This window comes from Psychrobacter sp. ANT_H59 (genome assembly GCF_008369225.1).
GTDB classification, from domain to species: domain Bacteria; phylum Pseudomonadota; class Gammaproteobacteria; order Pseudomonadales; family Moraxellaceae; genus Psychrobacter; species Psychrobacter cryohalolentis.
In genome coordinates this window covers 129,026-155,236 of the sequence record NZ_VOBE01000002.1, presented here as the reverse complement: position 1 = coordinate 155,236, position 26,211 = coordinate 129,026, and the positions used below count along the sequence as shown (strand labels likewise).

Below are 26,211 nucleotides of genomic sequence, written 5' to 3'. Positions count from 1 at the left end.
GTATTTAGTAAAACTTATCTAAAAATAAATATCAAGTAAACCCGCTTATATTTAAAATGAACGATAAAAATGGTAAATATAATAATTATTTTCCAGTCGCTCAACTTAAATACTAAGTATTAATAATACCGGGTGTTGGACTGGCAAGAATAGTATCGGTTTGGGTATGACGCAGATGATCAAGCTTAGTAGCAATCGATTCATCATGTAACGCCAACACTTGAATCGCAAGCAGCGCAGCATTATAAGCGCCAGCTGATCCAATCGCTAACGTACCAACTGCCACACCTTTAGGCATCTGAACGATAGACAGTAAGCTGTCCCAACCACTCAGCATAGAGGATTTTACGGGTACACCAAACACAGGCAGCGGCGTTTGACTGGCGCACATACCAGGCAGGTGAGCGGCGCCACCAGCACCAGCGATAATCACTTGCAAGCCATTACCTTTTGCGTTCTTGGCATAATCGAACAATCTGTCCGGCGTACGATGTGCTGATACTACTTCACACTCAAAGGCGATATCAAAGTCTGCAAGCAATTGTGCTGCTGCGCTCATGGTCGCCCAATCAGACTGCGAACCCATGATAATGCCAACTTTTGGTTGACCAACAGGGGAAGTGACAGGTGCGTTCTGACCAATAGCGTTAACCGTAGCTGATGTGGTGCTCATGCTTTGATATCCTCAAAAAGACCATCATACAAAAATTTTGCTGCATTCGTAAAGCCAAGTTTGCGCTTTAATGCCAAATCACGCATATAAAACATCATTCATCTCAAAGATAGCCAAGTATGTGAGCCTCTTAATCGTGACGATGTTGGATAAAATGACTGGTCTTCAACGGTAAAGGCTGCTCACTATCGAGTTGATAACAGGTCAGATAACCACTATCGATGGCTGCCGAATAATCAGTGCAGACAACTTGTGAACTTAACGGCTCAGGGTCGCCCGTTAGCCAATAGTGACCAACAAAGACAGGCTTGTGGGTTTTCAGAGTGAAGTCAATATTTTCAGCCAATACATCTTTAGGAATTTGTGCCAATGCCGATAAAGGTGCGCGCGCTATTTCATGAAGACTGCGTGTATTCAGCTTATCAAGCCACCAGCGTACTCGTACGCGCGTGCGCTTAGTGCCTTCTTTATCGACCATCACTAAGCCTTTAGGCAGCGGCGTTTCAACGCCTTTTAACACGCGCTCTAACGCATCAAATTCTACAGTACCTTCTCTAGAAGTCGAGATCAGCCCATGGACTGTCAGGCAATTGCTCTCTGTCAATAACGGCTGCAATATCGCCATGCTGTCGACATCCCAACAAGCATGTACAAAGCAGGCATAGTGAGTTTCAAGCCACAAAGGAATCTCATATAGGCGTTGTAGCCAATATTGATGTGTCTCTGAACCAAAGGGTACTTCTGCCAAAAACGCCTCATGCTGGCGGGTATGTATCTCATTATGTGAGCGCAGATATTGACTGCTATCATCAGGATCGAGGGTGGCAAAGGCGAGAGCATTATATTCATGATTGCCCATCACTGCATCAGCGACATCGGCATCGAGCATGGCAAAAACGATTTCTAATGTCGCTACCTGCTGTGAGCCGCGATCAATCAAATCTCCAATAAATAGGGCACGATGACCAGAAGGCGGCACAAAGTACTGACCATTATGTATATAACCCAGTTGCTGTAACAATCCAACCAGCTTGTCTGCATAGCCGTGAATATCGCCGATAACATCTATAATCATAATAAATTTTCAAATCTTAAATATAAAAGGGTGTAAAAGCGGTCTTGTGAAAATGATATTTACTGTTATCCGTGTTTTCTTGGTTCGTTACTGTTATTTTCAGTCAAGTATTTTTAAAACCCCGGCGACAACAGCGCATTTAGAAAATGCGGCAGGACTTGTGGCTCTAGAACAATCGTGGCTATCACCCCAAACGCGCCGCCCCACATATGGGCCATATGATTGATGTTTGAGCCGCCGCGTTTATCAGAATAGATACTGTAAGCGACATAGGCCACTGCAAATAAGATAGCGGGAATAGGGATGATCGCAAACAGATAGATTTTTTCCCAAGGAGCAAGCAATATAAACGCAAACAATACAGCAGAGACACCGCCTGACGCGCCAAGGCTTAAATAGCTGGCACTTTGCTTGTGCTTAATATAACTTGGAATCATCGCAACAATAATAGCCAGTACATAGAAAAGCAGAAAGCCATAACCGAACAAAAACTTTTGGTATAAGCCCTCAATGGCACGACCAAAAAAGTATAAAGTGAACATATTAAAGAGCAAGTGCATGCTGTCAGCATGGATGAATCCATGAGTCACAAAGCGATCCCATTGACCATTGTTCACTGCTGGGGGATAAAAAATCAGTCGATTAAACACTGCTTTGTTTTGCCACGCCAATAGACTGACAATAACCGTAATAATAATGATAAGCGTCGTCTGGTTAAACAAAGGATAGTCCTTAGGTTGGGTCTGATAGATAGCAGTGATAAGTAAGGCAATACTTATAACATAGGTTGTGTTGGTTATTGTCATCCAAAGATGAATAATAAACAGTTACGTATTTATCTTAATAATAGTAGCAGCGATTATCATGCAAAAACCAATATGCGACAAAATTGTGCTTTAATGCTTGGTTATATTGAATAATATAACATCGTACGAGTGACAGTGAGTAATGCTTCGTATACTGACAGTAACGACTGATGCTATGACCAATCAAAATATATCGACTATATATGTAACATTAACGCTGACAGAGGCAGTAACTTATGAGTATCATCGATCAACTAGAGCAAACGGTGACCCCAGCTATATTGGGCAACAATGGTAGCGTCTCCCATGTCAGCTTATTGGAACAATTTTATGCGATTTTGGTATCGCGTTTGGCATTGCCACATATTTACTCACAGTTATTGCGTATTGATGCCACCGTTACCAATGACAATGTCGCACAACCGCCGTTATTTGAGCAACTTTGGCAAACCGCAAGCTTACGTCGGTTGATGATTCAAGAGCTGGCATCGACCCATCATATTGATGAGTTTACGACGATGCAGCTGCTGATAAATGCCGCGCCACTGGCCTATCAAGAGTTAAAAATACTGGCTAATGGACAGTTTTTGCCAGCCTTTTTGCAAGGTGAACAAGCCTCATTGCGCCCTTATTTGCCGATATGGTCCGCACCTATCATTGGCGCGCCGCAGCATACTGATGATGAGCTGTTTCAGAGCCAGAGAGTATTGGCAGGGACTGTGATACCAGCTGTTGCTTTAAATAACTACAAGCCCGCCGCTGTCGATATTCTCGCTTCACCGAGTTTCACAGCAGAATCGCCGATACCAACTTTAGATGAGCGTCTCAGCACTGATTCGATTCATGTCAGTCCAGCAGAGCATCATTTGGCAGAAAATAGCAGCCTACGCCGAGAAAAAACACGTACCCGTAATCAACGCAATGATATGTTGCTATGGACATTTGTATTACTAGGGGCAGTGACCGCTATTGGACTTGTGTGGGCATTATTAATCAAGCCAAATGACACGCCGCTAGTAGAGGCTGCGGTGACAATGCCAGTTGTCGTGCCGCCTGTGATTGAACCGCCCGTACAAGTGGTAACGCCAATTGAGCTCATAGTTGGGGTGGATAACAATGGCAGTCTTTATACTTGTAGTGGGTCAGTGGGCGATGTCGCGCTACAAAGCCTATTACAACAGGCGCTCAATACCAGCTTTGGTGAGCAGGCAGGGATGTGTCAGTTAACTGTCAAAGAAGGCGTTGCAAGCAGCGTTGCCAATATGCCAATAGAGGTATTACCTAATGTGCTGACATTATTGAGAGCAGCGCCGTTTGCACGCTTACAATTACAGAATGATCGCATCACGGTAGAGGCGCCTGATGCTATGCAGCTACAGCGCTTAATGACAGATATGCGTACATTGCTACCATCGATGATGATTGAGAGTACTGCACCACTACCATTACCTAGCAACCCTAATGATATGAATAATGGTATCGTAGAGCAACAAGGTATGGCGACCAATAATTTTAATAATCAATTTGAGAATGCGCCTGCTAACAACAACGCTAATAATGTGGAATATCAAGCACTAGACGATGAGACCAACGATAGTGTGATGCCAGCACCTGTCAGAAATAATAATACTAATAATTTTAATAACGCGCCTTCAGGTTCAAATGGCTCTATCTCTTTATCTGAAGTGGACGACATGGCAAACAATGTCATTGTGGTTGAACCTGCTCAAGTCAGAAGATAAGTCACTAACATTTTTAAAGACTATAAAACGTTAAAAAGTGTCTTATATTCTATAAGGCACTTTTTTGTTTCCCATAATAAGCAGTTTTTTAGGCAATATTTAATTGGCACTGTTCTAATAGTGAAATTTAACGTTGAGCTGAATGTAGATTCGCAATTTTTACTTTATAGGCATCATAGTTACGAGTAACAACTGAAATATTACTTATTGTAGCATTTGCACAACAGCGCGTTGATTGTGAACGCCTTCTTAATACTTTTATAATGACGAAAGCTGAATCTGGTCATTGCCCACTTTATAGCGTGGCTAGGTGTTATTTCAGACGATTAAATTTTAGATTACTACTGTTATAGATTAGCACTGACATAACGCGCTTTTTTTTGAGCGCCTAAACGATATAAAACAAGTCACATAAAATAATGATGAATCGAGGAAGGATGCTATGGATATTATTAGTCATTTGACACGGACAGTCAGTCCAGCGGTACTTGGAGACGATCACAATCCCGCCAAGAAAAATTTACTTGAACAGTTCTATGCTATTTTTGCGGCGCGTCTAGCAGACAATCAGACCCATGACCGTTTTGCCAATGAAACGATTGCTCGTGATGATCAAGGTTTTTATGATCGTGTATGGACAGAAGACGCACATCGCGATCAAATCGCTCGCGAGCTTGCCGGTAAGCATAACGTCGATGTTACGGCTGCTCGTGGCTTAATTGCCATGGCAGCCCCGCTTGCTTATCATGAAATCAAAAATTTGGCAGGTACGACGCCAGTACCGCAATTTTTAAACGAAAATATTGACAGTTATCAGCGTCATATTCCCGTATGGGCAACGGCTGTATTGCCTATTGGCGTGATTGCTGCTGCTCCTGTTTCTACTGGTACGCATATATCAGATACTGTGAGCACCGCGCCGCTACAGCGCGAAGCAGAAAAAGATGGCAGCTTTATGAAGGCGCTGTTACCTATTATCGGTTTGATTATTTTAGGGGCTTTAGCTTGGGCGCTATTAAGAGGCTGTCAAGATAAGCCTGAGCCGGTCGGCAAGCCTGTTGTGACAGAGCAACAAGCCGCAGATAGTGATGGGCAGGTAGTTGCAGGTGATATTACACCAGCATCCTTGCGTATTGCTACTGGTGAAAATAGTGAGCTATATGCATGCCGTATGGATGTGGGTAATGACACGCTACAGAGCAATGTCATGACTGCGCTGACTGGCGTGTTTGGTGATGCCGCCAATAATTGCCGTGCAGATGTCGATGATAATTTCTCAATTGATATGCCAGCGACTGCGCAGCTTGCCACTATTTTACCTATTTTTAAAAATGTCCCAAATGCCAGTATGTTGGTTAAAGGCGATACGATTACGGTCAATGCTGCTGATACTGCCGCTTTAACCAAATTGGTATCTGATTTACAAGCTGCTGCGCCAGCGATGACAGTTATTGCTGAAGGTCCACTGAATGAGCAAACTGAGATTGCTGATAGCTTAACAGCATCTGAGGCGGCAATGGATAACTTGGGTCAGAACCCAGATCCTCGTGATGTCGCTCGCGCCTTAAGTCTACAAGTGGTCAATTTTGAAGTAGATAAAGCGGTGATTCCTGACGCCAATAAAGCGCTATTAGATCGCGCTGTGAAGCTAATGGAGCAAGTGCCCAATATGACACTGATGATTATTGGTCATACTGACAAAACAGCGGATGCTGCTTATAATCTAAAGCTATCAGAAGAGCGTGCGCAGGCTATGAAGGCGTATTTAGTCGCGCAAGGTGTTGATTCGAGCAAGCTTATGACCAAAGGTATGGGTGAGACCGATCCTATAGCGGACAATACGACAGATCAAGGTCGTTTCCGTAACCGCCGTATCGAGTTTGTGGTCTATGACGAAACGACTACGGCCAATGATGGCTTAGCGATTAATAGTGATGCGCTTGATCCAGACCTAAATCCATTAGACAGTGACAACGATGATTTAATGCCAGATGCTGATGATGCTAGCCGTGGTACGGCATTGGATCCAGCTGCAACCAATTAAGCGAAGCGTTAAGATACATTGAATTAAACTATAAATCAGAAAAACCGCATCTTAATCAAGGTGCGGTTTTTGTTTTGTCTATTCTTCTATATCAAATTAACTTGATTGCCATTTATTAGATGTATAGTCAAAATATTCTAAAAACGCTACGGTACTGCTGGTACAAATTTTTTGCAGCCTCTGTCTGCATGGGCACAGCAAGCAAGAAAAATTGATACCAGCAGTACATAATGTGTCGATATTACTTTTCACTGACTATAGCTAGTCGGGTCTTTTAACTCAAGATTAGCGGATGCCTTAGAGTCTAATTGAGTAGGAAAAAACGTCTGTGAAATATTCTCTTTTGCTTGTTGCCAATAGTCAAACTGCTGACAAGTCGATTCAAGGTTGCCTTGCCAAGCGGGTATCTGTCCACACATGGTTTTGATGCGTTTTTGATTGGGATAGGGCAGCTCTTGCGCCGCTTTTGCTGCTTCATGAGCCGCGACGCGATCATTACAAACCAAAGCAATATCGCAGCCAGCTTCGATCGCTGCTTTGACGCGCGCACTGACATCACCCGCAGCTTTTGCCCCTGCCATAGACAAGTCATCAGAAAACAATACCCCATCAAAATTTAGCTGCTCACGAATAATGTCTTTGAGCCAAATCTTAGAAAAACCCGCTGGTTTATTATCTACTTGCGAAAAAATCACATGTGCTGGCATCAAAGCATCAAGCCAAGGCAACGTTTGCGCAAATGGCTGCATATCACTGTTCATAATCTCATCTAAGCTACGATCATCGATGGCTTCAGCAACATGCGAGTCGGGGGCTATTGCACCGTGACCAGGGAAATGCTTGCCCGTCGTTGCCATCCCAGCGGCTTTCATACCGCGCATAAATTGTGCTGCCAAAGCAGTGATAGCTTGCGTCTCATGGTGGAAGCTGCGATCACCGATCACTTGGCTGATACCATCTCTATCGAGTACCGGTGCAAAGCTCAAATCAATGCCCACTGCTAGTACTTCTGATGCCATCAAATAACCACAATCATATGCACAGTCTAGAGCGCGATTGGGGTCTTGGTTAAATAACTCACCAAGTCTTCCCATCGCTGGCAGTGGCGTAAAACCGTTACGCAATCTGGCAACGCGCCCGCCTTCTTGATCAACCCCAATCAGAATGTCAGCATTGTGACAACGTATGTCGTCACACAGCGCGCGCACTTGGGCGGCATCGGTGACGTTTCTGGCGAATAATATGATCCCACCAACTTGTGCTTGTCTAATCAAGCTGACATCTTCAGCCGTCAGCGCGGTACTATCGATATCAATCATTAAAACACCATACATTGCGTGATCCTTATGAGGTTATATATTGTTATATGCTACGTTAAACTAAAAAATCAAGAAAAATGACATCTATTATTCATCGCTATCAGGGGCTTATTATGACAGTAATTGCGAGTCCAGCATAATGTATCACGGGAATTCATTTGAAGGCATTTTAATACATTGACAGATATTCGTTAAATGGATACGTCTGGTTTATGTAGTGAGAAACTTGGTATGAGCGCGCGCAGCGTGTAAGATTGTTTATACAGTTTGAGACAGAGCTATATTCATGCCCATGCTAGTATTGATTGGTTTTTTAACGATAAAACCAACATAATCCTTATGCAGATATAAGCTTTTAGTGCTAGCGTAACGCATGGTTTAGTGTTAAATATAAGAGAGTAAAAATAGCTGGATTTTATGAACAGCCATTTATAGATATTTTTTGATTTTGCTAAAAACAGAGCATACTTTTCACTTAAAATAATTAGGTAGATATGATGAAAAAACAACCAGCACAGTGGTTACTCAGTGCAGCGTCAGTGGGCATCGCAGGTTTAATTCTTACCCAGAGCTACGGCACCGCAGTAGCTGATACCAATACCGAAGGTTTTAAACAGACGCCTGAGCAACAGGTTACCACGCGCCAAGTAGCGGCATTGCTGGATCGCAGTCATTATCTTAATCAGCCACTGGATACAGCGACTGGTAGTGAGATTTTGTCTATGTATATCGATAGTCTCGATCCAAACCATACGTTGTTTTTGCAATCTGATGTCGATGAGTTTAAGAAAAAGTATGCCGATGAGTTCGGTGCGCGTTTAAAGCGTGGTGATTTGTCTGCTGGGGTAGAAGTATTTGAGCGCTATCGTAAACGCTCAAATGAGTATTTTGCCATGGCAAAAAAGATGCTAAAAACGGATATCAATTTGACCAGCAAGGATAACATTGTCCTTGACCGTGAAAAACTCAATCATTTTAAAACCAAAAAAGAACAGCGCGACTATTGGGCAAGTCAGTTGAAGTTTCAGTTGATGAGTATTACTTTAGGTAAGGAAGACGAAAAAGCAAAAGAGAAAGTCTTTTTAGACAACCCAGATATCACGCGCGGTCAAGATTTGGTCCGTAATGATGAGCGCACGCCAAGTGAGATTTTACTGAATCGCTTATCTCGTCAGCAAGAGCAGTTTACCCGTCTCAAAGATGATGAGATTATGGAAACCATCTTAAACACGGCGATGCTGACTTATGATCCGCACAGTAATTATTACGCGCCAATTCAAGCCAATGAGCTGCAAATACAATCTAGCCTACAGTTAGAAGGGATTGGGGTATCTATCCGCCCTGACCGCAAAAATCCAGACTATACGCGTATTGTGACCTTAGTCGATGGCGGTCCAGCAGCAAAATCCGGTCAAATTAAGCCCAACGATTTAATTATTGGTATTGCCAAAGACGGCGAGACCATGACCGATGTGGTTGGTTGGTCAACCCGTGAAATCGTCAGTTTGATTCGTGGTAAACGCGGTACATCGGTGACGATTAAAGTTCGTCAGCCTAATACCCCTGATGCCAGTGCTCGTAATGTGACTGTGGTTCGAGATATTATTGCACAAGAAGAATCAGGCGTTACTCAGCGTGTTGTTGAAGTTCAGCGTCCAAATATCGATAAAACTCCAAAACGTATCGGTGTTCTTGAAATACCAAGCTTTTATTTGAACTACCGAGCCCGCCGTAATGGTGAAGATTATCGTAGTGTCAGTATCGATACCGAAAAAGCATTGAAAGAGTTAAATAAAAAGAATATCGATGGCTTGGTCGTTGATTTGCGCAATAATCCAGGTGGCTCACTAGATGAAGTTGCCAAGATGCTTGGCTTCTTTATTAAGAGTGGTCCGCTAGTACAGATTCGTGATAATCGTGGCAATATTCAAGTCTACCGTGATGATGACGGTGGTGAGCAGCTATATGATGGTAAGGTAGTCGTTTTGACCAATCTTGCATCTGCGTCAGCAAGTGAGATTTTTGCCGCCGCTATTCAGGATTATGGACGTGGCTTGGTAGTCGGTAGCACGACAACAGGTAAAGGCTCAGCGCAAATCCAATTAGACAGCTTGGCGCTTGGTTCTGCGACATTAACGCAGCGTAAATTCTATCGTATCACCGGTGGTAGTACGCAGAATAAAGGCGTGGTCCCTGATATTGAATTGGTCAACATCTATGACGATGCAACCTTTGGCGAGCGCGCACAGAAAAAGGCGCTGCCTTGGGATACAATTAAGACTGCACCGTATAAGCCCGAAGGTAAATTCACGTCGAATACCTTGGCGACGCTAAACCAACAGTCAAAAATCCGCCAACAAAAAAATCCGCAGTTCGTTTATTTATCAACGCTCAATGATATCCGTAATATGGAAGATGAGAAAAAACCAGTTGCGCTCGATATCAATAAACGCCGTGCCAAAATGCAGCTAATAGAAAAACGCTCCCTAGAGGCTGAGAACAAGCGTCAGATTGCAACTGGTGAGCGTCCTTATGCCAACTGGAATACTTATCAAGCGGCAATGGATGCGAAGTTTGAAGAGCGTAGTCAGATGAAGGCTGCTGAGCGTCCAGAGCTACCAGAAGATGAAGCTTTCATTAATGAAGCGGCTTATATTATGCTCAGTGCTGAGCCAACAAAGCTGAGCAGTCCTGAAGAGAAGCTATAAAAATTATTGTAAACTATTATTTATTCAACTGCCCAAACTCTACGAAAAATACACGTAAGCATATGCTTACAAGGATTGACGTTTAGACCTCTTACTTAGTATGGGTCAATCTGCGATTATACATCTACGGCACGATTGAACTGAAAGGTTCAGAGGTACTAGGGATTGGTATCTGGAAAGTCGCATAAGGGATAGGTAGTTTGCTGATTAGGGATGATAGGGCTGGATGCCCGACCGTTATAAAATACTTCGGGATTAAGTATTGAATGACAGTAACATGGATAGTTGGTAATAAAAGCCGCATAATGCTAGTCATTATGCGGCTTTGTTACGTCTGGGCTTTGTGATATTTTAAAGGTCTTAATGTTAAGTAAGTGCAAATAAAAACCTTTAAATTTGCTCATAAAAAAGGGTCAATAGAAAAATCTACTGACCCCTTGCAACAAAGGATGGGCTTCATCACTCATTGCTTATGCATCTAGCACACTAATCTCTAAGAGATTAGTGTTCAACGCCACCTGCGCCATGTACATGACCGTGGTTTAGTTCATCTTCAGTAGCAGCACGTACTTCTTGGATTTCAACATCAAAAGTCAAACGCTTGCCAGCTAGTGGATGGTTTGCATCAACAGTCACTTCTTTGTCACTGACGGCAGTCACAGTAACTAGCATCACTTGACCACCAGCTTCTGACTGAAACTGCATACCAGGCTGGATATCTTCAACGCCTTGGAAGTTGTCACGTGGTACATGTTGTACCGCTTGTTCTTGGTATTCGCCGTAACCGTCAGCAGGCTCAACAACAGCATTAACTCTTTCGCCAGCAGATTTACCTTCTAGTTGTTGCTCTAGACCTGGGATGATATTACTGTGACCATGCAAATAAGCAAGTGGTTGACCTTCTGGAGATTGGTCAAGGATATTACCTTCGTCGTCTTTTAGCGTGTAGTTGAACTTGACGGCAGTGTCTTTTGCGATAGTAGTCATAAATTATCCTAAATATGTTGATATTAAAAATTAAATACGGTTGCAATAAACCTAAAAAAGCCAATCAGCCAGCCAAATAGCCACGTCATCAGTTAATTATCATCAGTTTATTAGGGTAACTTTAGCAGTTAGCCTCTTTAATTGCGATAACTCCCATCACTTTCAAGGTTAAAACAACAAAAAATGCCAATTAATCGTGTAATTGAGCAGAATAATCCATGTTTTTAGCATATTAACCAAATACTGCGTTGCTGGTTTTAGGTTCGCCAGTTGCGTTTTTGAGCGATGACTTCTACCATAGCAATAATTATAAGGATAAAAAAATATGACTTCACTCTCTCATGCTGCCGATAATCAGCCATCTAATATTAACTACCAATTCGACTTTGAGCGTTTTTTAGAGCATCTGGTTGATGTCACGCTTAGGTTTACAGCAGATACAGACGCGCCAAGCTTATGGCTACCGGCATGGATACCGGGTAGTTATTTGATGCGTGAATTTGCTCGAAATATTACCGCTGTACATTACGAGATATTGGATAAAGAGTTATCGGATAACCAGATTGCGAATAATAAAAATCCTAAGTGTTATCGCGCGCAAAAAACTGATAAGCACACATGGCAATTGCCAGATGCAAAAGCAGGGCAAACGATAAGCGTATATTACGAAGTATATTGTTATGATTTATCGGTGCGCACGGCTTATGTCGATCAGCAGCGCTTGTACGGCAATTTTACCTCACTGGCGTTGGCAGTTGCTGGGCAAGAGCAATCACCAATCCAAGTTAGATTGATGGTACCCGAAGCCTTTTTTATTGATAAAAATAAAGAAGAAGTATTACTGGCGTGTGGATTTAAAGCCACACATTTACAAAGCGATGAGCAAAATTTATATAGTTTACAAGCGGACAGCTATCACGAACTGATTGATTATCCGTTTGAGATTGGGATACAAGAGAAATTTGATTTTATCATTCAAGATAATCAGCATCAGACGCTGAGCCATCAATTTTTCCTCGCAGGTAAGCATAATGCCAATATGGGACGATTGCAGCAAGACCTAACTCGGATCTGCCAGACGTATCTCAATTGGTTGGGTGACGCGCCATTTAATGATTATACTTTTATGACTTATGCTAGTGGGCAAGATTATGGCGGCTTGGAGCACATCAATTCGACCAGTTTAATTACCCCACGCCGTGATTTACCTCGTATCAATGAACCAACAATGCCAAGTAGTGATTATCAGCGATTTTTAGGCTTGTGTAGTCATGAGTATTTTCATGCGTGGTGGGTCAAGACAGTTCGTCCCGATGTGATGCTAGATGTGGATTTACGCCGCGAAGCTTTTACACCTTTGCTATGGGTATTTGAAGGCTTTACTTCCTATATCGACGATTTTATGCTGCAAGCCTCAGGAGTGATTGATAAGGCAAGCTATCTAAAGTTATTGGCAGAACAAATCAATCGCTATCACCAAACGCCGGGTCGCGCACAGCAAAGTGTGGCAGAATCGAGCTTTGATGCGTGGATTAAGCTGTATCGCAACGATGAAAATACTGGCAATGCGGGTATCAGTTACTACAATAAAGGATCTTTAGTGGCGTTATGTCTGGATTTAACGCTACTAGAAAAGAGCGCGGGACGTTATCGTTTATTTGATGTGGTCAAAGCTTTTTATGAACAAGCGAAGCAAAATGACAATCAGCGCGTCGGGATCAGTAGTGCCGATATGGGGACTGTCATTGGGCAGTTTATGCCAGTAGCGGATTGGGAAGATTTTGAGCGCTGCTATGTTAATGGCGTTGAAGAGTTGCCTCTAAAATCGTTATTAGCCGCAAACGGTATTCAGTTACACAGCAATACCAAAGAGACCGCTGATAAACATGTACCGTGGGGCATGAGATGTACTGAAACGCCAATGGGACTTAAGGTCAGCAAGGTAGCGCGCGCGAGCGCCGCGGCAAAAGCTGGACTCTCAGCACATGATGTTATTATCGCAATTGATGGTATCAAAGCAGATAACAAACAACTAGCACTATTCAATGATGCATCACACGACATTGAATGCCATTTGTTTCGCCGTGATGAGCTGATGACGGTTAAGGTTGTACCGAAAGTCGATACAGATGAGAGTGATGGTTTAGATAAAGTCTTTCCACATAGCATTAGCTTGCGTTTAGCAAAGGCTAATACAGATGATGAAAATAAGATAAATGAATTAAAAACAGAAAGTGCTTGGTTAGATGTGATGAACGGTGCCCAGTCATAGTGATTTGGCTATCACAAGTAGTTGAGTGCTCTACAAAGACAGTGGATACTATAAGATTAGCAGCTATTAAAAAGCCCATACTAAACAATGATGCTTAGTATGGGCTTTATGTTATACGCTTAAAATTTAAGCATTAGGTTTTGTGGTTTTGGCAACCTCTACGGCTTCTTTCTGGTTTGCAGAAGTATCTTGATCGGTAGCATTGCTTGCATCTTTTTCTGAATTAACTAACGTTTTTGCAATCCACTCTTGTAACCATATAATTTCAGGCTGCTGGGCATCAATGATGTCTTGTGCCAATTTACGCATTTCTTTATCAGTACCATATTGGAGCTGTATCATTGCCATATCTACCGCGCCGCGATGATGAGGCAGCATACCACGTGCAAATGCCATGTCTGGTATAGGGTTTGCGATGCCAGTCATCATGTCGTCATGCATGGCTTGCATGCCTGCCGTATAAGCTTGTTGCATTACTTGGGTATTGGGCTTCGGCTTGGGCGCATCAGGGTGGCTAGCAAGCCATTTATTTATAATATCAATCTCAAGCTGCTGTGAGTCAATGATATCTCTTGCCAGCTTACGCATCGTCTCATCAGTACCGTATTTAAGCTCAATCTTTGCCATATCTACTGCACCATGATGATGCCCAAGCATACTTTTTGCAAAGGCTGTATCAGGATCGTTATAAGCCATACCTACCATCATCTCATTATGCATATCAGTCATAGACTTCGTATAGTCTTTAAATATGTCCGTTATTGGCATCTCATCTGGCGTAGTATCAGCAGTCATCATATCGTGAGCATCCATATCTTCATGGCTGTCAACTTGCTCTGATACGACTGGTGCATCGTCTTGCACTGCATTCACCTCAACATCATCTGATGCTGGCTGGCAAGCACTTATTAATAGCGCAGCAGACACACCAGTAGCAAACAAGGCAAAACGATGAAAAGCAGTCATGACATATCCTTACCATAAATTGAACAAGAAGCTTAGCAAAAAAGCATATGAATCATATAGAGCACATAGCTAAATGTTAACAGATAAATCTTACTCTTTCGAGACGCTATGTTTAAGATGTCGTAATATAGTGAGCTTAAATAAAAAAGCTATCTTAAGTACAGCTTTACTTAGGTATTATGATAGCTAACCTATGACGCCAAGTTTTCGGCATTGCTCACTATTTAAATGAATGCGTACAAACTCACCAACGCCCAACTCTCCAAGCTCAAATCCTGCCACTGACCAGCGTATCAAGCGTAAGCAAGGCAGCCCTACATGCGCAGTCATACGCCTCACTTGGCGATTTTTGCCTTCATAAATAGTCAGCATTAACCATGACGTTGGGATATTTTTACGCTCACGAATAGGCGGATCGCGCTCCCATAATGTAATCGGCAAGTCGGCTTCATCGACAAGTACTGCAGAGGCAGGCAATGTCTTACCGTCTTTCAAGACCACGCCTGACGCCAGCGCCTTTAATTGGACAGCAGTGACCATGCCTTCTACTTGCACCAAATAAGTCTTACCTTGTTTTTGTTTGTTTTGCGCAAAACCCTTTGCAGATGGTGGCTGCGTGATGGCTTTATTAATGCGTCCATCACTGGTCAAAATCAGCAGCCCCTCTGAGGTAGCATCAAGCCGACCAGCGATACGGAGTGACTTGTCCGTGAAATATTCTGATAGAGTAGTATGGTCATTATTGCTGTCATCACGGAATTGACTTTGTACTCCGTAAGGCTTATTAAACAAAATCAGGCTAGAGCTGGACATAAAATAACGTTTCCCAAATATAAAATGGCGGATAGCAGGACATATACTATAAGAATTAATATACGAGTAAAACCTAAAGGTAGAGGCGTGTTTTACCTTAACTTTATCGTATTGTACAAACATTTATAATGCTGTCATCACCATGATAAAACAGCTAGCATAACAGAATGCCAAGGACGCTTAAAACACATAATACATATCAAGGAGTATCACCTCATGTCATATAACAAGGTTATCGTACCAATAAACGGCGAAAAAATAACCGTAAATGCTGATTTATCCTTTAATATTCCAAACCATCCGATCATTCCCTTTATCGAAGGCGATGGCATCGGCGTTGATATCACACCTGTCATGATTGAAGTGATTGATGCGGCAGTTGAAAAAGCTTATAAAGGTAAAAAGTCCATCGTTTGGATGGAGACCTATTGCGGTGAAAAAGCGTCTAAAATTTATGACGGCGAATTTATGCCAGAAGAGACGCTTAATGTGTTGCGTGATTATGTCATCAGTATAAAAGGTCCGCTGACCACGCCAGTTGGCGGTGGTATGCGCTCGCTGAACGTGGCAATGCGACAAGAGCTTGATTTGTACGTTTGTCAGCGTCCTGTACGTTGGTTCGAAGGCGTTCCAAGTCCTGTCCAACAGCCTGAGTTGACTGATATGATTATTTTCCGCGAAAACTCAGAAGATATCTATGCCGGTATCGAGTGGAAAGCAGGCAGTGAGGATGCCAAAAAAGTCATTAAGTTTTTAAAAGAAGAGATGGGCGTGACACAGATTCGCTTTTCAGAAGATTGTGGCATTGGTATCAAGCCAGTATCAAAAGAGGGCTCACAGCGCTTGATTTGTAAAGCGATTCAGCACGCCATCGACAATGACTTGCCTAATGTGACGCTTGTGCATAAAGGCAATATTATGAAGTTCACTGAAGGCGCTTTTAAAGAGTGGGGATATGAAGTTGCTACTGAGTGCTTTGGTGCTCAATTACTAGATGGTGGCCCTTGGATGACGATAACAAATCCTAAGACGGGTCATAAGATTGTGATTAAAGATGTGATTGCGGATGCGTTTTTGCAGCAAATCTTGATGCGTCCAGCTGACTACTCAGTGATTGCGACATTAAACCTAAACGGCGACTACATCTCTGACGCGTTAGCCGCGCAAGTCGGTGGTATCGGTATTGCTCCGGGTGCTAATAAAGGAGTTGCTATTGCCGTATATGAGGCAACACATGGTACAGCGCCAAAGTACGCCGGACAAAACAAAGTCAATCCGGGTTCGCTTATTTTATCAGCTGAGATGATGCTACGTGATATGGGCTGGACAGAGGCCGCTGACTTGGTCATCGAAGGTATCCAAGGTGCTATCAAAAATAAGACCGTGACCTACGATTTTGAACGCTTGTTGCCGGATGCCACCTTACTAAGTACCTCTGAGTTTGGTAAAGCAATCATTAAACATATGAATGGGTAAGAAAATAATGTCTTTTACATAATGTCTTGTAAATAGTTTCTGACATAAAAATCACTCCTTAACAAAAGACAAAAAAACACCCCAAAATCTAAGATATGTGGGGTGTTTTGTTTACGCTAATGTCACTTCTATAAATTAACTTTTATAAGATGAGTTAATTATAATGAAGCAATGGCGTTATTGAACAAAGTGCTAGGACGCATTGCTTGCTCAGCCAATGCTTCATCCGCTAGGTAATAGCCTTTAAGATCCATAGGCTTACCTTGAGCATCATTTAGCTCTTTGATAATAGCTGCTTCATTGCTCCCAAGATTCTGCGCAAGTGCAGTAAATTGTGCTTTTAGCTCGCTGTCTTGATCTTGAGCAGCGAGCTCTTGTGCCCAATACATAGCAAGATAGAAATGACTGCCACGATTATCAAGCTCACCAGTTTTGCGTGATGGAGACTTGTCATTCAATAACAGCTTTTCAGTTGCTCTATCTAAGGTATCAGCCAATATTTGAGCTTTAGGGTTGTTGTCATTCTGTGCTAAATGCTCTAGCGACACAGTCAATGCCAAGAACTCACCCAAAGAATCCCAACGTAAGTGGTTTTCTTCAACCAATTGTTGTACATGCTTCGGTGCTGAACCACCAGCGCCTGTTTCAAACAAACCGCCGCCCTTCATTAATGGAACCACTGACAACATCTTAGCACTGGTGCCCAATTCTAAAATCGGGAATAAGTCAGTGAGATAATCACGTAAGATATTACCAGTAGCAGAAATCGTATCAAGACCACGAGCAACGCGCTCTAGGGTATAACGCATAGCACGAACTTGTGACATGGTTTCGATATGTAGACCAGTGGTATCATGATCTTTTAGATACATTTTTACCTTTTTAATCAGCTCGTTTTCGTGTGGACGATACGGGTCTAACCAAAAGATAACTGGTGTATTCGATTCGCGTGCACGGCGTACTGCAAGCTTGACCCAATCTTGGATAGGCTCATCTTTAACCTGACACATGCGCCAGATATCACCTTTTTCAACACGCTGTTCAAGCAAGATCTCATTTGTTTCTTCGTCAACAATACGAGCAATACCGTTATCGCTCGCTTCAAAAGTCTTGTCGTGTGAGCCATATTCTTCCGCTTTTTGAGCCATTAGACCTACGTTAGGTACTGTACCCATCGTTGTTGGATCAAAGTTGCCATGCCATTTACAGAAATTGATCATTTCTTGATAAATGCGGGCAAAGGTAGATTCTGGCATGACGGCTTTACAGTCATATAGTTTACCATCAGCACCCCACATTTTGCCGCCGTTACGAATCATAGCTGGCATGGATGCATCAACGATGATGTCACTTGGCGAATGGAAGTTGGTGATGCCTTTTGATGAATCAACCATCGCCAAACGTGGACGGTGGACTTGGCAAGCATGTAGATCACGCTCAATCTCTTCACGCAAACTGGCTGGCAACTCGGCAATTTTTTCATACAAACTTGCCATGCCGTTATTAACATTGACACCTAGCTCGTCAAATAATGCGCCATGCTTTTGGAAAGCATCTTTATAGTAGATTCTGACCGCATGACCGAAGACGATAGGATGTGATACTTTCATCATGGTCGCTTTTACATGCAACGAGAATAAGATACCAGCTTCACGGCAGTCTTCCATTTCACGCTCATAAAAATCAAGCAGTGATTTTTTGCTCATAAACATAAGATCGATGACTTCTTTATCAAGCAAAGCGATGCCTGTTTTGAATACATTTACAGTGCCATCGTCCGCTAAGCGTTCCATACGTACAGTACGTGCTTTATCTAAAGTGATAGATTGCTCGCCATCATAGAAGTCGCCGCTGTGCATATGTGATACATGCGTTTGTGACCATTGTTTCCATTCACCCATAGAATGCGGATGTTTGCGTGCGTAGTTTTTGACCGCTTTTGGTGCGCGGCGATCTGAGTTACCTTCACGAAGTACAGGGTTTACCGAGCTGCCTAGACTTTTGCCATAACGCAGACGAATCGATTTTTCTTCGTCAGTTTTTGGGTCATCTGGAAAATCAGGAATAGCGTAGCCTTTACCTTGTAGTTCTTTAATAGCTGCTTTCAACTGTTGAACAGAAGCACTAATATTTGGCAATTTGATGATGTTGGTGTTTGGATCTTGTGTCAGACGACCTAGCTCAGCTAAGTTATCAGGAACGCGTTGCTCTTCACTTAAAAACTCAGGGAATTCAGCCAATACACGCGCAGCAACTGAGATATCACTGGTGTCAACTTCAATGCCTGCTGTGTGAGTAAATGCTTTGACAATAGGCAAGAATGATACGGTTGCAAGCGCTGGGGCTTCGTCGGTTTTTGTATAAATAATTTTTGACATTGTAGTAGAGTATTCCTTTATGTTGTCATTAATAAGGGGAGTAAGGCTTGGATCTTATTCAATCGCTTTATATAGCCTTCATACCATAATGAGTGATGGCGCTAAATTAAGCACATCAAGTGTCACTTTTGCAATCATACAAAAATATATTTAAACAGTTTGACGCATTTAAATAGTTTTGAGACTGCCTGTTGACCTTATTTTGCAAAACTATCTTTTGGAAGCTGTTTTAACCTTTATGACAAACTTACCGCCAAAAGAGGGGTTGAACGATTGGGTAACACTGCCTGACGATATATGACAGTCGATATATTATAGTTCATCCACTATAAATCCGATATGATGTCAATCTCGTATGTTGAACTAAGTATACTATTTCGCTCATATCTCATCTATATGAATTATATTAAGCTAATAATACTCTTATTCTATCAGTCATCAAGATTGATATCATCTTTTCCATGTAATTTGCCTGTTTTTAATGGCAGTTTTTATTACGTATGGCACCAAAGTTTTGTTTCTATCACACTAGTACGGCATCATTTCTTAAACGGTATCAATAATCCTATAACGGTTATATAAAATTCTTGCAAATTGTGACAGCAAAAAAATGCCAATTTGATAGGCTATATGATCAAGAAAAGTCATCAAAAAAAACAGTGTGCTGATTATGAATTTACAATATGCGTTACTGAACGATACCAGTTGGCAAAGCCTAAGCGAGTGGCAAACGCCAGACACCCCTTTTATGTCATTTGCCTTTTGGCAAGCGCTTAGTGACACTGGCGCGATTGGCGAAGAGGCTGGCTGGTTACCTATTTATATATTGGTGCACCGTGTAGATGCCGATGACGATTTTGCAGTACAGCAAAATTTGTCTTCTGTAGAAGCTTCTATAAAGGTGAAGCAGCCGGTTGCCGTGATGCCCGTATTTATTAAAGGTCATCACCAAGGGGAATTTGTATTTGACCATTCATGGGCGCAAGCTTATGCGCAGTATGGTCTCGACTATTATCCGCGTTTGGTAACGAGCGCCCCTTATACGCCTATTACTGGGCAGCGTTTATGGCTGGCAGCAGGTGAGACGCTCGATGCTGACATTATAAAGACCGCTATTGCAGGGGTGGATGATATTGCGCAGCAAGTAGATGCATCTGGCTGGCATGGGCTATTTGTCACACCTGAAATGGCTGCTATGGCTAACGCATCGCTGCCGACTGATATTGATATAGAAATGGCGCTTAAAACCCAAGCAAATGGTGTAGCGGCAAAACCGATTGAGTTACCGATACTTGAGCGTCAAGGTTGCCAATTTTTATGGCAAAATAAAAATCTAACTCAAGATGATCAGCCATTTACAGATTTTGAAGCATTTTTGACCACGCTCAAAGCCAAAAAACGCAAAACCATTCGGGCTGAGCGCAGAAAAGTTGCTGAGCAAGGTATTACGTGCCAGCGAAAATGCGGTGATGACATTACCGAGTCTGACTGGAAGACTTTTTATCATTGCTATGTAATGACTTATGCGGTACGTGGGCAGCAGCCTTATTTGACCATGGATTTTTTTAAAGCATTAGCGCAACATATGGCTGAGCATTTAATGCTTGCACAAGCACTTGATGCCAACGATGAGATTATCGCGAGCAGTCTGTTTTTATGTGATAAGCCTGACAATAAAACGGCAACTTTGTACGGTCGTTATTGGGGCGCTCTTGGTGAGTATGATAGCTTGCATTTTGAGCTGTGCTATTATCAAGGTATTGAGTTTGCCATCGAGCAAGGCTTGCACTATTTCGACCCAGGAACGCAAGGCGAGCATAAGCTGATTCGTGGCTTTATTCCAACAGCTACCCACTCACTGCACCGTATTTATGATGCGCGTTTTGTGCCAGCGATTGCTGATTTTTGCCGCAAAGATCGGCTACAGATGTCGCAATATCGAGAGCAAGCGTTTGAAGCTTTGCCGTTTAATATTGATAATATGCCAATGTTTGATAACAATGAATAACCTTATCTTTTAACCATCTTCTACTTAATAAAGTACATATTAGCCGTAAACTATGACCTCTCATCTTTCTTGCATAACCAATTCATTACCTCCAACTGAGCTATTACCTTGGCTAAATACCGAAGGCTCTCTTACTGCCTTGCTTGAGGTAAAAGCCGGGCAGCCATTACTCGTAGAACGGAGATTTGAGGGCTATCGGTTATTGTCTTTAGCACAAAAAAAACAATTGGGTATCAAAGGGGCAGCGCTTAGTCGTCCACGACTGGCGTGGGTCCGTGAGGTATATCTATACGGTAATGACGAGCTACCATGGATACAGGCGCAAAGCCTGTTTCCATTATCAAGTCTAAAAGGCAGTGCCAGACGTCTACAGCAATTAAAAAGCACACCCATAGGCTATGTATTGTTTAATCGCAGTCGTACCTTGCCCAATCAGCGCTGTATCAAACATACGGCAGATGGCTGGCAACGGCAGACGCTTTATGATTGGTATGGTCGTTCTTTACTTATTAGTGAGACCTTTTTGCCACGGTTCTGTGAAAAACAATTGGATATTTAAGTACTTCATCAGAAAATTAAAACAACCAATTCATTAGCCAACTATTTTCCACTTTATTATTCAGATAAGTTTTTAGTGAATAAATTTTAATGAATTTACTACTTCTATTTAGATGATATATTGATAAGTTACTGAAAAAAATAGATTTAAATATAGAGAATTTTGCCTTGTCGTCTACTCAAAATAAGCTGATATTTTTTTGCGCTCGCAACATAAAGTTTCATGTTACACTTAAACTTTAGCGAGAATATCGATGCAAAAGAGTATCGAATTTATCCTTAAAACTGCAAGCTAATGATAAGCTCATGCCTTTTGCTTGCCTAGTTCAAACTTCTTTTGCTACTCGCTTCTTTCAACGACCGTTATTACTAATAAACGTCACCACTTAGGACTTTACTATGTTTAAAGATATCTCTATCAAAGATTTTGATCCAGTACTTGCTGAAGCTATGGCTGCTGAAAGCGTTCGTCAAGAGAACCATATTGAGCTTATCGCTTCAGAAAACTACTGCTCACAAGCAGTGATGGAAGCGCAGGGTACTGATTTGACCAACAAATACGCTGAAGGCTATCCTGGTAAGCGCTATTACGGTGGTTGTGAGCATGTTGACGTCGTTGAGCAACTAGCTATCGACCGTGCAAAAGAATTGTTTGGTGCAGAATATGTGAACGTACAGCCACACTCTGGTAGCCAAGCAAACTCTGCTGTCTTTTTGGCATTGCTTGAAGCCAATGATACTGTGCTTGGCATGAGTTTAGATGCTGGTGGTCACTTAACGCATGGCGCACATATCAATTTCTCAGGTCTAAACTACAATGCAGTACAGTATGGTTTGGTCGAAGGCACTGGTCTTATCGATTATGACCAAGTTGAGAGCTTGGCAAAAGAGCATAAGCCTAAGATGATCATCGCTGGTTTTTCAGCGTATTCACAAGTAGTTGATTGGGCACGTTTCCGTGAAATCGCTGACGAAGTAGGCGCTTACTTGCTAGTGGATATGGCTCACGTTGCTGGTCTTATCGCTGGTGGCGTTTACCCAAGCCCAGTACCGTTTGCTGATGTGGTGACCACGACGACGCACAAAACCTTACGTGGCCCACGTTCAGGTATGATTCTTGCTCGTGATGAAGTACTTGCTAAAAAGCTCAATTCTGCCGTATTCCCAGGCAACCAAGGTGGTCCGTTGATGCATGTCATCGCGGCAAAAGCAGTTTGCTTTAAAGAAGCATTAGAAGAGAACTTCAAAACCTATCAGCAGCAAGTGGTTAAAAACGCTCAAGCCATGGCAAAAGTCATTCAAGATCGTGGCTATGAAATTATCTCTGGTGGCACTGAAAACCATCTGATGCTTATCAGCTTAGTTAAGCAAGAGATGACTGGTAAAGAAGCGGATAAATGGTTGGGTGACGCACACATTACGGTCAATAAAAACGCCGTACCAAACGATCCAAAATCTCCGTTTGTGACTTCTGGTATCCGTATCGGTACACCAGCGATTACTACTCGCGGCTTCAACGAAGCACAAGCAGGTGATTTGGCAGGTTGGATTTGTGATGTTCTTGACAGCCGTGGCGATGAAGCAGTGACTGCTGAAGTACGTGGCAAAGTAGAAGCGATCTGTAAAGAGCTTCCTGTCTATGCTAAAAACCAGTAATTTCTAATTAATTGGTTTTATAAGTTAGATATAAAAAAAACCGCTTAGCTTTTGCTAGGCGGTTTTTTTATTTCGCGAGTATTAAATCAGCTTTTTATTTCATCAAATCACATAAATGGCAATTTGGTGAATATCTGCAAGATCGTCGCGTTAACGATATCAACGAAGAATGCACCAACCATAGGTACAATCAAAAATGCCTTATGTGATGGTAGGTAACGATCGGTGACCGCCTGCATATTGGCAATCGCTGTAGGAGTTGCACCCATACCGAAACCACAGTGTCCTGCTGACAAGACAGCTGCATCATAGTCTTTGCCCATGAGTTTAAAGGTCACAAAGTAAGCATAGCCAATCATTAGGACAGTTTGTGACAATAAGATGATCAATACCGGACCTGCCAAATCTGTCAATTGCCACAGCTTTAATGACAATAAAGCCATCGCTAAGAAAAGACTCAAAGAAGCGTTACCGATGACGTCAATCGCACGGTCAAACATATCAAAATTGAATACCATGGTTAAGGTATTGCGCAAAATCACACCACCTGCTAATGCCCATACGAAGGTCGGTAACTCAAACCATGTATCCTGTGCCACCAAGGTCATAAGATCAGCAAACGCCAGTGCTGCTGCAAATAGTGCTAATGATTCAATGGTAGACGATGCCGTAATCAGACGGATATTATCCGGCTTTTCAAACATCTCCTTATTACTATGAACTTCCTCTTCGCTATGCTTGGTGCTATAGAGCGACTGCTCACTTGCCAGTTTTTCAACATCACTTGGGTTTGGATTGTCTGCTGTAGGCTTGAGACCAAGCTTTTTAATCAAGCGACGGGCAACAGGACCACCGATAATACCACCTGCTACTAAACCATAAGTGGCAACTGCGATACCCAGCGTCGTCGCGCCAACCACACCATACTGCTCCTCCAAAGTAATGCCCCAAGCACCAGCAGTACCATGACCACCAGTCAAAGCGATTGAACCGGTCACCAAGCCAAGCAAAGGATCAAGCCCAAGTGCGCTTGCCATTGCAACACCAAGGATGTCTTGCAAAATGATAAAGACAGACACGATAATGGTGAAAATCAGCAAGGGTGAGCCACCTGCTTTTAACCGACCAAAATCAGCGCTAAGCCCGATAGAGGCAAAAAACATCAGCATAGTCGCTGTTTGCAGTCCTTGATGGAAATTAAAGCTATAGCCCCAAACAATATTAAGAATATAAACGACAATCGCTGCGACCAAACCGCCTGCGACTGGTTCTGGAATATTGAAATCTTCTAAAAACTTAATTCTTTTGACTAAGAAGCGTCCAAGCAAAAGTACTAATGTGGCTAATATCAGGGTGTAATAGCCGTTTAGGGTGATTTCCATATGTTAATCCTTTCTATAAATATAAATTAACCTGAATTCGGGATAAATCTGTTTTTATCTCGAATTTAGATTCTTCTTTTACTGGCGACTAAGACAAATCATCAGACGCCACGACAATCCACAGCTGTGGTTTGCCAAATTCTTTAAAAGCATCTTCTATAATACTTTTGAAGACATTAAAATCTTCGGTGTTAATATTTTTGACCGCTGTTAAATCAAGTACCACATGCTCGATATCACTGTCTGTTAAGCAGTCCCACGCTGCATCCCAGTTATGACCAAACCAACTTGGGAAATCACATGCTTTCGCTAAGCTACTTAAGAGTGTTTCTTTATCTAATCGCTCTTCTATAGGTATAGAGATTGCTTGTTCAGGAATAGTAGCAGACGTTCTGCTGCTTTTACCTTTAACAAGGTTTTGCCTAGTGCTGCTTTGATTTATATAGTAAATAGCTTGAGTCATGTTATTTCACCTCCAGTTTTTGAAAGCTGTCGTAATGATCAAGGGTTAAATAATAAACGGTTGGTGGGTGACCGCCAGTGACAATACGTCGTGCACCGCGATGCGAAACGGCAGGTGTGGGTACAGTATATTCGCGATAGTAGCCTTGCGACTGCGCCGGTAACTTGCCTTCGCGATTATAGAAAGCGGTTCCGTCTTTGTTAGGATAAGGGAAGGGTCCACCTTGCTGAATAAGTGCAATGGTTTGATCTATTTGCGCATCACCAGTGATAGCTGCTGCATTTGAATTACTGGCAGATTCAATATGATTTTGCGATAGAGTAGTAGATGGCGCGCTATCGGCAAAAAAACTGGATTTCAAATCAGCAAAGAAATAAACCGCAACAGCGATAATGGCAATCAAACTGAATGGAGTAGAGAAGCTGCTTTTCTTATTTTGGCTGCTACGATTATTTTTGCTAATGTGGTTTTGATTGTTTTTCTGATTAACATTATCTGAGCTGCGATGCATTGAATTTGCCACTGAGTTGGATGCTGGCGTCTCTAAAATACTCAATTTATCTGATGTGACTTCGGTGGCGCGCAATTGATTTTTGTCATTGCGCTCACTATTAAAATAAACCCGCTGCCCATTGCTGATAGGCTGCGCCATTCGCACGGATTTTATGTGAAAAAACACATCTTCACTCTGATTGTCGACATCGATAAAGCCATAGCCTTTATCAGAATTCCAATGCTTAATTTTGCCACTTTGCATGGGCATCCTCGTCCTATCGATAGATTTTTATCACGTAAAATAATGGCTTTATGTCATACATAATATAGTTATTAATAATAAAAAAACGCCAGCAATTAAGCTGACGTTCTGTAACAATTATACTGCAG

Annotated in this window: 19 protein-coding genes; 8 read left to right on the top strand and 11 right to left on the bottom strand. The window is 42.4% G+C overall.

The window, feature by feature from the left end; translation table 11 throughout:
- Positions 1-112: 112 nt before the first annotated feature.
- The 3 genes from purE to FQ083_RS03710 form a co-directional block, all read right to left on the bottom strand.
- Positions 113-673, bottom strand: a complete 561-nt coding sequence (gene purE, locus FQ083_RS03720) for a 5-(carboxyamino)imidazole ribonucleotide mutase (RefSeq protein WP_133103803.1) — start codon at positions 671-673, stop codon at positions 113-115.
- Between the two features lie 130 nt (positions 674-803).
- The gene (locus FQ083_RS03715; RefSeq protein WP_149408885.1) at positions 804-1,748 is read right to left on the bottom strand and encodes a metallophosphoesterase; all 945 of its coding nucleotides are present in this window, start codon (positions 1,746-1,748) and stop codon (positions 804-806) included.
- A 113-nt stretch (positions 1,749-1,861) separates the two neighbouring features.
- Positions 1,862-2,470, bottom strand: a complete 609-nt coding sequence (locus tag FQ083_RS03710) for a rhomboid family intramembrane serine protease (RefSeq protein WP_133103801.1) — start codon at positions 2,468-2,470, stop codon at positions 1,862-1,864.
- A gap of 320 nt (positions 2,471-2,790) precedes the next feature.
- On the opposite strand from FQ083_RS03710, the gene FQ083_RS03705 reads away from it, so the two are divergent.
- Both FQ083_RS03705 and FQ083_RS03700 read left to right on the top strand, forming a co-directional pair.
- On the top strand, positions 2,791-4,296 hold the full coding sequence (locus FQ083_RS03705) for a hypothetical protein (RefSeq protein WP_149408884.1): 1,506 nt from the start codon (positions 2,791-2,793) through the stop codon (positions 4,294-4,296).
- 442 nt (positions 4,297-4,738) lie between these two features.
- The gene (locus tag FQ083_RS03700) at positions 4,739-6,340 is read left to right on the top strand and encodes an OmpA family protein (protein WP_149408883.1); all 1,602 of its coding nucleotides are present in this window, start codon (positions 4,739-4,741) and stop codon (positions 6,338-6,340) included.
- Positions 6,341-6,588: 248 nt separating this feature from the next.
- On the opposite strand, the gene nagZ is transcribed toward FQ083_RS03700, so the two are convergent.
- Positions 6,589-7,674, bottom strand: coding sequence for a beta-N-acetylhexosaminidase (nagZ, locus tag FQ083_RS03695; RefSeq protein WP_149408882.1), 1,086 nt, complete (start codon positions 7,672-7,674; stop codon positions 6,589-6,591).
- A gap of 482 nt (positions 7,675-8,156) precedes the next feature.
- On the opposite strand from nagZ, the gene FQ083_RS03690 reads away from it, so the two are divergent.
- Positions 8,157-10,367 carry a carboxy terminal-processing peptidase gene (locus FQ083_RS03690; protein WP_149408881.1) on the top strand — a complete coding sequence of 737 codons (2,211 nt, stop codon included), beginning with the start codon at positions 8,157-8,159 and terminating at the stop codon, positions 10,365-10,367.
- 501 nt (positions 10,368-10,868) lie between these two features.
- Here FQ083_RS03690 and FQ083_RS03685 read toward each other — a convergent pair.
- Positions 10,869-11,354 carry a peptidylprolyl isomerase gene (locus FQ083_RS03685; RefSeq protein WP_011279591.1) on the bottom strand — a complete coding sequence of 162 codons (486 nt, stop codon included), beginning with the start codon at positions 11,352-11,354 and terminating at the stop codon, positions 10,869-10,871.
- Between the two features lie 325 nt (positions 11,355-11,679).
- Here FQ083_RS03685 and FQ083_RS03680 point away from each other — a divergent pair, with 325 nt between their 5' ends.
- Positions 11,680-13,626, top strand: coding sequence for a M61 family metallopeptidase (locus FQ083_RS03680; RefSeq protein WP_149408880.1), 1,947 nt, complete (start codon positions 11,680-11,682; stop codon positions 13,624-13,626).
- A 126-nt stretch (positions 13,627-13,752) separates the two neighbouring features.
- Here the strand turns inward: FQ083_RS03680 and FQ083_RS03675 are convergent, their stop codons facing one another.
- Entirely contained in the window at positions 13,753-14,592 is an 840-nt protein-coding gene (locus tag FQ083_RS03675; RefSeq protein WP_149408879.1) for a DUF305 domain-containing protein, read from the bottom strand.
- A gap of 186 nt (positions 14,593-14,778) precedes the next feature.
- Positions 14,779-15,405, bottom strand: a complete 627-nt coding sequence (locus tag FQ083_RS03670) for an rRNA large subunit pseudouridine synthase E (RefSeq protein WP_149408878.1) — start codon at positions 15,403-15,405, stop codon at positions 14,779-14,781.
- A gap of 216 nt (positions 15,406-15,621) precedes the next feature.
- Here FQ083_RS03670 and icd point away from each other — a divergent pair, with 216 nt between their 5' ends.
- Positions 15,622-16,881 (top strand): NADP-dependent isocitrate dehydrogenase, encoded by a 1,260-nt coding sequence (gene icd / locus FQ083_RS03665; protein WP_149408877.1) that lies wholly within the window; start codon positions 15,622-15,624, stop codon positions 16,879-16,881.
- A 158-nt stretch (positions 16,882-17,039) separates the two neighbouring features.
- Here the strand turns inward: icd and FQ083_RS03660 are convergent, their stop codons facing one another.
- Entirely contained in the window at positions 17,040-19,259 is a 2,220-nt protein-coding gene (locus tag FQ083_RS03660; RefSeq protein WP_149408876.1) for an NADP-dependent isocitrate dehydrogenase, read from the bottom strand.
- Positions 19,260-19,929: 670 nt separating this feature from the next.
- Here FQ083_RS03660 and FQ083_RS03655 point away from each other — a divergent pair.
- From FQ083_RS03655 to glyA, 3 genes are all read left to right on the top strand, one after another.
- Complete coding sequence (locus tag FQ083_RS03655; protein ID WP_149408875.1) at positions 19,930-21,267, top strand: GNAT family N-acetyltransferase; 1,338 nt, start codon at positions 19,930-19,932, stop codon at positions 21,265-21,267.
- A gap of 52 nt (positions 21,268-21,319) precedes the next feature.
- Positions 21,320-21,826, top strand: coding sequence for a chorismate--pyruvate lyase family protein (locus tag FQ083_RS03650; protein WP_149408874.1), 507 nt, complete (start codon positions 21,320-21,322; stop codon positions 21,824-21,826).
- A 398-nt stretch (positions 21,827-22,224) separates the two neighbouring features.
- The gene (gene glyA / locus FQ083_RS03645; RefSeq protein ID WP_011512688.1) at positions 22,225-23,481 is read left to right on the top strand and encodes a serine hydroxymethyltransferase; all 1,257 of its coding nucleotides are present in this window, start codon (positions 22,225-22,227) and stop codon (positions 23,479-23,481) included.
- A 107-nt stretch (positions 23,482-23,588) separates the two neighbouring features.
- Here the strand turns inward: glyA and gltS are convergent, their stop codons facing one another.
- The 3 genes from gltS to FQ083_RS03630 form a co-directional block, all read right to left on the bottom strand.
- Positions 23,589-24,863 carry a sodium/glutamate symporter gene (gene gltS, locus FQ083_RS03640; protein WP_011512689.1) on the bottom strand — a complete coding sequence of 425 codons (1,275 nt, stop codon included), beginning with the start codon at positions 24,861-24,863 and terminating at the stop codon, positions 23,589-23,591.
- Between the two features lie 88 nt (positions 24,864-24,951).
- Positions 24,952-25,326 (bottom strand): barstar family protein, encoded by a 375-nt coding sequence (locus tag FQ083_RS03635; protein ID WP_149408873.1) that lies wholly within the window; start codon positions 25,324-25,326, stop codon positions 24,952-24,954.
- A 1-nt stretch (position 25,327) separates the two neighbouring features.
- The gene (locus FQ083_RS03630; protein ID WP_149408872.1) at positions 25,328-26,089 is read right to left on the bottom strand and encodes a ribonuclease domain-containing protein; all 762 of its coding nucleotides are present in this window, start codon (positions 26,087-26,089) and stop codon (positions 25,328-25,330) included.
- Positions 26,090-26,211: the final 122 nt, after the last annotated feature.